We start from the raw sequence: 11,894 nt of genomic DNA, 5'->3' as shown, positions 1-11,894 counted from the left end.
AAAAGTAAATAAAATTATTTTGAGTTAGGCTCTGTTAAACTTGCCTGTTGATTTCCGCTCCAATCAATCAACATAGTGAGCTAAATCAACAATGAGCTTTAACATAGCCTTGAGTTAAAAAATTATTTATCGTTTAAAGCAATAACGCCCGGAAGTGCTTTGCCTTCCATAAATTCAAGCGATGCTCCGCCGCCAGTGGAAATATGGCTCATTTTATCAGCCAAATTGAACTTTTCTACTGCTGCTGCAGAGTCCCCGCCGCCAATAACCGAATATGTACCTTCTGAATCGGCAAGTGCTTCCGCAACTGCTTTTGTTCCATTAGCAAATTTATCGATTTCAAATACACCCATGGGTCCGTTCCAAATCACTAACTTTGATTTTTGAATCACATCACGATAAATCGCAGCCGTTTTTGGTCCGATATCAAGTGCTTCCCAATCAGCAGGAATTTCTTCAATGGATACTTCTTTTGAATTAGCGTCTGCCGAGAAATCATCCGCAATAACTGCATCAACAGGCGTATAGAAATTAACGCCTTTTTCCTTCGCTTTATCCATAAATTCCTTTGCAAGATCAATCTTATCTGCTTCAAGAAGCGATTTTCCAATTTCATGTCCTTGCGCTTTAACAAAGGTATAAGCCAAACCGCCGCCGATGATGAGGTTATCAACTTTTTCTAATAAATTCTCAATAACACCGATTTTATCCTTAACTTTCGCACCACCGATTATTGCAGTAAAAGGACGTTCCGGATTTGATAAAGCTTTGCCTAGTACTTCAAGTTCCTTTTCCATTAAAAAGCCGGCAACAGCAGGAAGGTTATGCGCAATTCCTTCTGTGGAAGCATGTGCACGGTGAGCAGCACCAAATGCGTCATTCACATAAACATCAGCAAGCTCAGCAAAGTTTTTAGCTAATTCCGGATCATTCTTTTCTTCGCCGGGATAAAAACGAACGTTTTCGAGTAGAAGGACATCGCCTTCGTTCATTGTTTCAATTAACGCTTTAACAGAATCACCATATGCTTCATCTGCTTTTTTCACTTCTTTACCAAGCAATTCGGAAAGTCGTACGCCAACTGGAGTTAAGCGCATTTCTTCAACAACTTTTCCCTTCGGACGACCGAAGTGGCTTGCTAAAATTACTTTCGCACCGTTGTCCATTAAATACTGAATGGTTGGCAATGCTGCGCGAATCCTTGTTTCATCCGTAATTTCTCCATCCTGCATCGGGACGTTAAAATCTACCCGGCAAAAAACGCGTTTCCCTTTAACATCAACATCTTTTAATGATTTTTTGTTCATGCGAAGAGCCTCCTAGAGTATAAGCTACTATAAAAACAGGTTGCATTAAAAAAGGAGCGGGGGAATCTCCCCCGCTCCCCTTTGTAATACCATTAATCATTATAGCCCTTTTAAGATTGAGATTTCAATCCTAAGCCAATGATTTAAATGTATAATTAAAGTCCTTTTGCAGCGATGTAATCAACTAGGTCAACAACGCGGTTAGAGTAACCAACTTCGTTATCATACCAAGATAATACTTTAACCATATTGCCTTCAAGAACCATTGTTGATAATGCATCAATTGTAGAAGAAACAGTAGCGCCATTGTAATCGCTAGAAACTAATGGAAGCTCGCTGTATGCTAGAATTCCTTTTAATGGACCTTCAGCTGCTTCTTTTAATGCTGCATTGATTTCTTCAGCAGTAACGTCTTTTTCTAATTCTGCAACTAAGTCAACAATAGAAACGTTTGGAGTTGGAACACGCATTGCCATACCGTTTAATTTACCTTTAAGTTCCGGTAAAACTAGAGAAACGGCTTTAGCTGCACCAGTTGATGTTGGGATCATGTTTTCAGCAGCTGCACGCGCACGACGGTAGTCCTTGTGTGGTAAATCAAGGATTTGTTGGTCATTTGTATATGAGTGAACAGTTGTCATCATACCGCGCTTGATTCCGAATGTATCATTTAATACCTTTGCAAATGGTGCAAGGCAGTTAGTAGTACAAGAAGCATTTGATAATACATGGTGGTTGTTTGCATCGTATTTATCTTCGTTAACACCCATTACGATTGTAATATCTTCGTTTGAAGCCGGAGCAGAGATAATAACTTTTTTCGCACCTGCTTCAAGGTGTTTCGCAGCATCTTCACGGTTAGTGAAACGGCCTGTAGATTCTACAACTACCTCAACACCAAGCTCTCCCCAACCAAGTTGTGCAGGGTCGCGTTCAGCAATAACTTTTACTTTTTTACCGCCAACTACTAGGTATTCACCATCAACTGTAACATCTTCAGAAAGAGTTCCGTGAACTGTATCGTATTTTAAAAGATGCGCAAGCATATTTGCATCTGTTAAGTCATTAATTGCTACGATTTCCACATTGCTGTTGTTTAATGCCGCACGGAATACGTTACGTCCGATACGTCCAAATCCATTAATTCCTACTTTTACTGTCATGATAAAATTTCCTCCTTTGTTTGGGTGAGTCTATTTTATTTAAAAAGGTGTTACCCTTTTAATAACATTCTTGCCGCACCTTCATCGGTAATTAAAATCGTCGATGATGGCGCTTGTTTCATATACGATTTTATTGCTTTGGCTTTAGAGCTTCCGCCTGCTACTGCAATTACATTTGGTATCCTTGCCAGATCATTCAGCTGCAGACCGATTGTTAATGCTTTGTGGACAATTTCGCCTTCTTCATTAAAGTAATAGCCAAATGCTTCACTAACTGCTTTTCCACCTTCGATCTTGTTCATTTCTTCCGGTGGCGTTTTTCTTCGTTTAGCCATTGTGATAGCATCTCCAATTCCGTGCAGAACCATGCTTGCGGATTGAATTAGTTGTATTACCTCATGAATGTCGGGTTCTTTAAGCAATGACTCATAAATCTCAGGACTGACTTGGTCCGGTACATAAAAAACACGGTGTTTAGAATGGGTATTCTTTGACATAATCGAACTAACTGTATTAGCTTGGTTCTGAACATCTTCTCCAATTCCCCCACGGGCAGGAACAAAAAGTAGCTCTTTATTACCAAGTTCCGGTGAGAGTTCCTCTGCTACTGTTGCCATTGTGGACCCGCCAGTTACAGCGATGATATTTTTTCCTCCGAGAAGCATTTTCATGCTAGTTGCACATGCTTTTCCAAGTTCACTTTTCACCATCGGAGATTCATCACTATTTCCGGGTACGATGATTGCCTTTTTGATTCCAAGGCGATGTTTCAGTTCTAATTCTAGTACATCAATACCCTTCAATTCGCGCATCAAGCCTTCAAGAACTTCGAGTAAATTTTTTCCTTCAGATGTCAAACTCATCCCAACATTATTTGTGTAAATTAAGTTTTGATCCTTTAAAAATTCCACTTCACTGCGAAGAATTCTTTCAGTAAATCCAAGGCTGACTGCTAAGCTCCTTCTTCCGACAGGCTGCATAAATCCAATGTTTCTAAGGATGGAATATCTTTTCTGCAATACTTGAAGGAGATCAGGTAATAATTTCTTTTGAATGTCGATGAATGACTGCATGTGTTGCATGCTCCTTTATTTTATGTAGTTGGTCAAAAAACGTCCACCATAGACATATTATGTCCCACCACATGTAAAAAAATCACCCCTGCTACACTTTTTATTTTAACAGGAGTGAAAACCTATTTCAACTTAAAAGATTGCCCTTTTTACCTGTAAGCGGTTACTTATGTCAAATTTGTTAACCATACCAAAAGCGATTTCTTCTCCATCAAGATAAACAACGGGAATCATTAGTCCAAAACGTTCAGTTAAATCATCACTTTCAGCAATATCAATTTCCTTTAAAGAAAAATTCCACTCTTCTTGTAGCTCCAGTAAAGATTTTTTTGCTTTATCACATAAAGGACATTGTTTCCGAGTGTATAAGGTAATGGCATGCTCTCGCAAATCAATTCTCCTCCTTTCAATCAAACCTTTTTCGTTTTGAGGAGGAAGGAATGCCTAATTGGTCGCGGTACTTGGCAATGGTACGTCTTGAGACCACAATCCCCTCCGTATTTTTTAATTGTTCCACAATCTCTTGATCGGAAAGCGGCTTTTGTTTATTCTCTTTTTCTATTAAAAGTGAAATCGCATTTTTCACTTGAGACGACGAAGTATTTTCTTCAGAAACAGTTTGAATTGTGCTGGTAAAAAAGGTTTTTAAGGGATATGTCCCTACCGGTGTTTGGACATACTTTTCCCTGACTGCACGACTTACAGTAGATTCATGAATCTCAAGCTCGCCTGCAATTTCCTTCATTGTCATCGGCTGCAAATGTTTAGGTCCTTTTTGAAAAAATAATAACTGTTTCTCTACAATCTTAGCAACGACCTTGGTAAGGGTTTCTTTCCTCTGTTCAATACTTTTCATAATCCATTGATAATCCTGAAACTTATCCTGTAAAAAGCGGTTTACCTGCTGATCGTTGTCAGGTCTGGAATTGATTTTTTGATAATAGTGCTCATTAAAACTAATCCTTGGAAGGTTGTCATCAAACATTCTTACAGTATATCCTTCCCCGTTTCGTTCAACAATTGTATCAGGAATAATATAGGTTGTTGTATCATGGCCTAAAAGTGCTCCCGGCTTTGGGTTAAGCAATTGAATTTCATCAAAAACATCTTGAATATCTTTAAGTGAAACCTGCAGCTCTTTTGCAATCTGCTTCCACTTCTTTTCCGCAAAGAGAACAAAATAGTTTGAAATGATTTGCTGCGCCAGTTCATTATCCGGATATTCATATTCTAATTGAAGCAATAAGCATTCCTGCAGGCTGCGCGCCCCAATACCGACAGGTTCAAGGGACTGAATGATCTTTAAACTTTTTTCTACAAGCTCTATTGGTGTATTTAATGTTTGGGCTATTTCAGTTAGATCACCCAGGAAGTAACCGTTTACATCTATATTTTGGATAAGATGGCGGATGACTCTTAATTGCTTCGCTGAGAAGTTCTTTAAATTCAACTGGGAAATTAATTGATCTTCCAGCGAAATCGGCTTGTCAGCAATTTGTTCAATCCAGTCTTTTTCCGCCTTCTGGTGTTTCCTACGGTTCCGGTCAATTAATGGATTCATTGGATGAACATTTCCATGTTCAACCTGTAAAAGAGGATTTTCAAGCGCTTTATTTTCTATAAAAGCCGCCAGCTCCTGTGCCGAATACTGCAAAAGAGCAATCGCCTGCGAGAGCTCCTGCGTCATCGCCAATTTTAATGTTTGCTGTTGCCATAAACCCGCCTTTAAATTCATTCCAATCCCCCCTACTCTCTATTTTACATGATTAAAAGGAATTGGTGTATGGCAAGAAAATGGTAGGCGCAAAGTTTTCATTTGGAGGGCGTGTCCACAAGTGGATGACAACTCATACCTGTTATCCCCTTACCGAAGTACTAGTAAGATACAGAGTGGTATTGGACATCCCCATTTTATGCAGGGTTACCCCATCTTACCAGCCAACATGGTTTCAGCCACCTGTTCCGAGTTTTGCCTTCAGGTCTTCCGCACGAAATCTCACGATTCTCGCACTACCTGTTAGCTATACATTTCCGCCACAACGGCATGTTAGGGACTTTAACCCATTAGAACGATGCGCTGCCAAGCGCACATAAAGAGCCTTTCCTGTCCAGAAAGGCTCTTAAAACATTTCACTCTTCGAAAAGAACACTCTTATTGAGAACAAGAAGATGAAATAGGGGCATTATTTCATAAAACTCCTATCCAGTAATCATAAATGTCTTTTAATGTATCCTCAAGTTCCCGTTTCGGTTTCCATCCCGTTAATTTAAACAATTTTTCAGGTTCCCCTACTAATTTTGGAATCTCTGCCACTCTTATTTTGCTTGGGTCAACTACGAGATCGATCTTTTTATTTGAAAAACTTATAAATTTCTCTAATATGTCTTGAATATAAACTTCTTGGCCTGTACACACATTATAAGCTTCCCCCGCTTTACCGAAACATGCGATATTGTAATAAGCTTCCACAATATCCCTTACATCGGTAAAATCCCTTGCCGTTTTTAAATTCCCAATTCGGAGGATAGGATCTTTTGTTCTCCCTTTATTGATAAGCGCTATTTGATAGGCAAAATCAGATGTTACGAATCCTAACCTCTGGCCAGGTCCTATATGATTAAAAGGTCTGGCATGTATGACGTTTAATCCATATGACTTATAATATAAATTCACAAGCATACTTATCGCACACTTGCTGATTCCATATGGACTAACTGGATTTAATGCTGTTTCCTCCGTGACTTTGTCTAACCCTTTCGGAATAAGTCCATACTCCTCTGATGACCCAACTGTCAAGACTTTAATTGGGTTATTTATTTTCCTTACAGCTTCCAATAAATGAATCGTTCCCATCACATTAGCCTGAATAAAATCCGCTTTATGTTTCCAAGAATCCTTTACATTGCTTAACCCTGCAAGGTGGAAAATGTGCGTAGGTTTAATTTCCTTAATTAACTGAATGATTTTTGTTTCAGAAAGTAAATCTACTTCAAATATATGCTTCTCGCTTCTTTTTGATCTTGAAATTCCATAAACATCAGCTTTATCACTTAAGAAGGCCTCCAGATGTTTACCGACAAATCCTGTAATTCCCGTAATCAAAGCCTTCATGTAGTTTGACCGTACTTTTTCAGATCATGGTCTACCATCATTTTTACTAAATCCTCAAAGGAAACCTTAGGCTCCCATCCCAACTCTCTTTTTGCCTTCTGGGGGTTTCCGAGGAGCAAATCTACTTCTGCCGGCCTCATAAATGCAGGATCCTGGACAACGTAATCCTCCCATTTCAATCCAACATGATCAAAGGCAGTTTCAACAAGATCACATACTGTATGAGTCTTTCCAGTTGCCACGACAAAATCGTCCGGCTTTTCCTGTTGAAGCATGAGCCACATTGCTTTTACATAATCACCAGCAAAACCCCAGTCCCGTTTTGCATCAAGATTTCCAAGGCGAAGCTCCGTTTGAAGGCCGAGTTTAATTCTCGCTACAGCATCAGTTACTTTCCGTGTAACAAATTGTATTCCCCTTCGCGGTGATTCATGGTTGAATAAAATTCCTGAACAGGCAAATAAATCATAACTCTCACGATAATTAACGGTAATCCAATGCCCATATACTTTAGCAACACCATAAGGACTTCGGGGATAAAACGGGGTCGTTTCCGTTTGAGGGGTTTCAACTACCTTTCCAAACATTTCAGAACTTGAAGCCTGGTAAAAACGAGCATCCTGCTTTATTTGCCTGACTGCTTCCAACATATTTAGTGTACCAAGACCAGTAATCTCTGCCGTATACACTGGCTGGGACCAGGAATCAGCTACAAAAGATTGTGCACCAAGGTTATAGACTTCATCTGGTTTAGAAATTTCCACAGCCTGTATTAATGAGGATAGATCAGATAAATCACCGGATATAAACTCAATTTCATTTTGTATATGTTTAATATTTTCATAGGTTTCTGTTGAGGTTCTTCTTTTTAAACCATATACCTTATATCCCTTTTCGAGAAGAAGTTCTGCCAAATATGAACCATCCTGGCCGGTTATACCTGTTATGAGAGTTCTTTTCATGGATATCCTCCCCTGATTTTTTTACTGTAAGAATTCCTATGTATTTTCTATGCGGTTATTGGCTTCTTCTATTCCCTTTTACTTAAGAAAAAAGTACATTTTAAAACAAAAAAAATCTTTATATTTAAGGAACAGACTAATTTGTCTTGATCCTTTATATAAAGATTAAGAAAATAACCGGGCCTTCATTTGCTCAGCGATTACTTGTGGAGAGAAATGATTTTTTATATCTTGTTTTGCCTGCATTGAAATTTCTTCTCTTTTTTTATGGTTTTCGAACGCTTCCCGCAAAACCTTTCTAACGTTTTGTTCTTTAACCTTTGCCCATTTATGTCCATAATAATGGATCATTCTTGTGCGCTGTAATTCAGGGTTTACGGGCTCTAGTTCTTGCTCCGGTTCAATTAAAAAGCTATTATGTTCGTTCATATATTCTGTGACTCCCCCCCAGTTAATAGATATAACCGATTTTCCCATCGCCATTACCTCCATCTGGGGCATCCCCCACCCGCAGGCCCTTTCAGTGGAAACATAGCAGTCACAGCTTGAATATAAACAAAGCAAATCTTCTCGAGGAGTGTTTTCAATGATGAACTGAATATGAGGGTTATTTCCCTTATTTGGTATATATGTGGTTAATAATTCAAATAAATTCTCCTGGGTAATCCATCCGGGAACATAAATTTTTAAAATCAGGCTAACGTCATCCGTAGACGAGAATTCCATACAATAGCTTTGAATGAGCAAATCCAACCCTTTTCGGTAATCAAACGCTAATGTGTATAGAAACTTAAAAGACTTTACTTCGTCAGAAAAAGGGTAGGGGTCGAATGGTTTCGCGTATATGCTGCTCTCTATTGGATAATGAATAACGTGAACTTTTGAGGAATCAACACCGGATTCTGTAAATGTCTGATAATTAAATTGAGTGGGAACCCAAATCTCATCTAAATCATTACAAATGTTTGCCCAATGCATAGGGATGCGGTCTGTTTCAAACAGGGTAATTCCAATTGTTTTATAATAACCTGCTTTTTCAAACCCTATAAATGACTCCGGAGTACCATGAATCACAAGCACCGGATTATCGCCCGGATCCTGTCTAGCCTTTAAGAAATCAGTCACTAGCTTGATATCGTCTTCGCCAATTTCATGACTGATCTTACCCGTAGTTACTACATGTACCGGTAGTCCAATATGCTGCAAAGCTCTCAAATAATTCCTGGTAACATTACCGTATCCCCCCATATCTCCTATTGGACCTACCCATATAATTCCTGTAGGCTGAGCCATACACTAATCTCCTCCCTTTCTAAAAGTGTCAGTGGCCAAATTATCGGCCATCCCTGCAAAATTGAAAACAAATCATCGTACCCTCAACAAAACAAATATGATTTCCTTCCACTCTATTTAAAGTATCAATTACCAAGCGTCACTCTCCACAATCTGTTCTAGGTGTGGTGTTTCTCCAATTGGCAACAATAGTTAAGGTGTAGTGTTTCCTGACGGGTCTTAATCTTGTTCCCCACACAAGATGATTGCTTTCATGATTTTCACTCCGTGGTATGTTCTCCATCTCTATACGGGTGTCCGTATTTGCCATTATTAAGATGACCATAATAACCAGGAGGGTGATATGCTTGTGATGGAGTTAATTCTAACAAGTTATCATTTAATAAATCTCTCCTCACATAGAATGCATTAACACCTTTGCTATCGGTACATACTAATGCATAATCGAATGTATTGCATAGTTTAGTAAGTGATTGCAAACTTGAACCAAAATAGCTAGTTCCATCCCAAATATGATTAGGATTATACTTCATAATCCATTCAATAGTAGGTTGATAGTAGGCATTGTATTCTGAAACTATTACCAATGGTGTAAAGCTTCCTAGTATTTCTTTTAGCACCCAATAGTCGTTGCCATCTATATCAACTGAAAGCAAGCCAAAATCTCTAGGTACTTTGTTTTTCTTAAATATTTCTACGATATTATCTTTTGTAATGAATGAATTGACTGTTTTTAGGTTGAAAATATCATAATTACTTCTTAGTTGCTTGTAGTAATCTTCATTACCTTCAACCATAAGTCCTTTCCATAAATTGTTATATAGGTATCTACAGTTACATTGCAATCCTGATTCGACACCAAACTCTACAAAATAATCTGCTTGGAGGGAGATACGGTTAAGTATCTCTTGAATGATTCCATCTTCACCGTTTTGTGAATAATACGACTTCTCATACTGGTTCAGGTCCATACTTTGATCAACCTTTCGTCATTACAATATTCTCGATAAAATCCTTTCTATAGATGGCATCTATACCTGTTCTGATTAATTCACCATTAGGTGTAAGTAAATGATAATGATAGTCTCCTTCATATGATTTAAGTAGTTCATAAAATGGCTGTACATCATCTTGTAACATGCTTTTGTTAAGTTCAAATACTACTGTATCCACTTGTTTATTGTCTAGAATATTTTTCATTCCTTTAAATACATGATACTCACCGCCTTCTGTATCAATCTTCAGGAAATCAATATGTCCTAGATTTTCATTATCTAAAGCAACCGTATCAATTGTAATGGAATGTGTTTCATCAGATTTAAAATCGTTCTTATATTGGTCACTATGCTGTTTAATAGAACTATTTCCTTGGAATCTATCTGAAACATGAAATGTTAATTTTGTATTTTCAGAATAAACTCCTAATTTTTTTACAACAGCATTATGCTTATGTTCATTAAGTGTTAGGTTATCTAATACTAATTGATATACCTTATCATTAGGCTCATAAGCAGTAACTTTTCCTGTAATTCCTACCTTAAATCCAAGCATTACACTGAAGTATCCAATGTTTGCCCCTACATCAACCACATTCATTCCTTCACGAATACTCCTCAAAATATAATTTGATAAACCTAACTCGAAATAACCATCAATCAACAATGCTGTTGTAACACTCAAATCATCAGCTAGTGCATGAATCTTACCACCCGATTTTAAGGTGACAAGCATTCTATTATTTCCAATATAAGTTCCGAACATTTTTCAACAACACCTTTTCTATTGTACTTTCAGTAAGACTCCTGCATCATTCCATGAAAGATTTTTCCATATCAAGTCTAGCCTTCTTACCTTTTGTTTTTATTCTTTCTGATTTTCATATGCATATCGCATTAGTTTCTACAGGTTCTCTACATTAATTTAGTAGATAAATAAACCCTTTTATTATTTATTCAGGTATACTCTCCATTGATCTTTTATTTTCTCTTTACCAAATAACTGGATTGACTTAGCTCTAGCGTTATTACTGATTTCCTTTGCAAGATCATAATTGTTTAATAATTCATTTAAATAATGTCTTAATTCTAAAAGATTATCGGAAACAAACCCCTCTTTTTCATTTTCAATAATTTCATGAACTTCAAAAGTACGTTGTTTAAGTAATGGATGGTTTCCTTGCATTTCTGAAATGGAAACAATGGGTATGCCTGTCATAAATGCCTCAATGAATCCAAGAGTATAACTCGTGATCCGGGTTCCTGTATAAAAAAACGCCCGATTTTGCCTCAGCTCTTGCTTCATCTGTTCATATGTCAGCATCCCCCCGCTCTCTGGTGCATCCTCATTTCCAGGGCCAAATAATTTGACTGGAAACCCTAGACAAGCGAGATGGAATAGATTGTAGTTGGAACCGATCCAATACTTTTTCATGGATTGACTTATTGTCATAATCTGTCCCTTACTACCTTCCCACCCGCTATACTCCTCAGGATCTTTGTAGAACCGGATCATGGCATCTTCCCCTATATAATCTGGTATTAATTTTTCCCTGGGAGAATATCTGACAATTTCCATCCCTTGCTCCCTGTATGGGCGGAGCATATTCTCAACCGTTGGATCAGATTGCCCGATTGATCGCCAGATAACTCGTTTGTGTTTAATCTTTTCCCAATTGTTTATAATAATTAAAGGATCATGCATAATAATTATGATATCCTTGTCTTCAATCATTTCAGGATGTAGATTATCATTAGGAAATCGATCAACCATATCAGCAAAATGTGGGTCAAATTTCATTTCTGGAATTGGGGGACGGAGTCTACTACCTTTATGAGGACGAGAGTAAGCACCGTGGCAGTAACATTCATATCCTAATTCAGTAAATATTTTTAGCTCATCATACTCTAATACCTCATGAACGGATAGATATAATATTTTCATATTTTTACCCTTCCTAAAACGTGTTAATAACAAATATCAAATAT

General features: G+C 37.8%; 11 protein-coding genes. All 11 read right to left on the bottom strand.

The features are described 5' to 3' along the window. Positions 1-122: 122 nt before the first annotated feature. The 11 genes from AC3ANV_RS03875 to AC3ANV_RS03825 all read right to left on the bottom strand — a co-directional run bounded on the left by AC3ANV_RS03875 (position 123) and on the right by AC3ANV_RS03825 (position 11,850). Positions 123-1,307: a phosphoglycerate kinase gene (locus tag AC3ANV_RS03875; RefSeq protein ID WP_488312366.1), complete on the bottom strand. Its 1,185-nt coding sequence runs from the start codon at positions 1,305-1,307 to the stop codon at positions 123-125. A 155-nt stretch (positions 1,308-1,462) separates the two neighbouring features. Continuing rightward, entirely contained in the window at positions 1,463-2,470 is a 1,008-nt protein-coding gene (gene gap, locus AC3ANV_RS03870; RefSeq protein WP_488312365.1) for a type I glyceraldehyde-3-phosphate dehydrogenase, read from the bottom strand. A gap of 50 nt (positions 2,471-2,520) precedes the next feature. Then, positions 2,521-3,543, bottom strand: a complete 1,023-nt coding sequence (locus AC3ANV_RS03865) for a sugar-binding transcriptional regulator (RefSeq protein ID WP_488312364.1) — start codon at positions 3,541-3,543, stop codon at positions 2,521-2,523. Between the two features lie 132 nt (positions 3,544-3,675). Beyond that, entirely contained in the window at positions 3,676-3,933 is a 258-nt protein-coding gene (locus AC3ANV_RS03860; protein WP_488312363.1) for a glutaredoxin family protein, read from the bottom strand. Positions 3,934-3,949: 16 nt separating this feature from the next. Next, on the bottom strand, positions 3,950-5,278 hold the full coding sequence (gene rpoN / locus AC3ANV_RS03855) for an RNA polymerase factor sigma-54 (protein ID WP_488312362.1): 1,329 nt from the start codon (positions 5,276-5,278) through the stop codon (positions 3,950-3,952). A gap of 453 nt (positions 5,279-5,731) precedes the next feature. Continuing rightward, positions 5,732-6,655, bottom strand: a complete 924-nt coding sequence (locus tag AC3ANV_RS03850; RefSeq protein ID WP_488312361.1) for a GDP-mannose 4,6-dehydratase — start codon at positions 6,653-6,655, stop codon at positions 5,732-5,734. Beyond that, positions 6,652-7,617, bottom strand: coding sequence for a GDP-mannose 4,6-dehydratase (gmd, locus tag AC3ANV_RS03845; RefSeq protein WP_488312360.1), 966 nt, complete (start codon positions 7,615-7,617; stop codon positions 6,652-6,654). The genes AC3ANV_RS03850 and gmd overlap by 4 nt, the downstream gene beginning before the upstream one ends. A gap of 165 nt (positions 7,618-7,782) precedes the next feature. Continuing rightward, on the bottom strand, positions 7,783-8,910 hold the full coding sequence (locus tag AC3ANV_RS03840) for a glycosyltransferase (protein ID WP_488312359.1): 1,128 nt from the start codon (positions 8,908-8,910) through the stop codon (positions 7,783-7,785). Positions 8,911-9,170: 260 nt separating this feature from the next. Beyond that, on the bottom strand, positions 9,171-9,881 hold the full coding sequence (locus tag AC3ANV_RS03835) for a hypothetical protein (RefSeq protein ID WP_488312358.1): 711 nt from the start codon (positions 9,879-9,881) through the stop codon (positions 9,171-9,173). A gap of 7 nt (positions 9,882-9,888) precedes the next feature. Then, the gene (locus AC3ANV_RS03830) at positions 9,889-10,671 is read right to left on the bottom strand and encodes an FkbM family methyltransferase (protein ID WP_488312357.1); all 783 of its coding nucleotides are present in this window, start codon (positions 10,669-10,671) and stop codon (positions 9,889-9,891) included. A 183-nt stretch (positions 10,672-10,854) separates the two neighbouring features. Then, positions 10,855-11,850 (bottom strand): hypothetical protein, encoded by a 996-nt coding sequence (locus tag AC3ANV_RS03825; protein WP_488312356.1) that lies wholly within the window; start codon positions 11,848-11,850, stop codon positions 10,855-10,857. Between the last annotated feature and the right edge of the window lie 44 nt (positions 11,851-11,894).

It is taken from the genome of Neobacillus sp. DFD-2R, assembly GCF_057747865.1.
The sequence above is the reverse complement of the archived record's forward strand: the minus strand, read 5'-3'. Positions and strand labels throughout refer to the sequence as shown.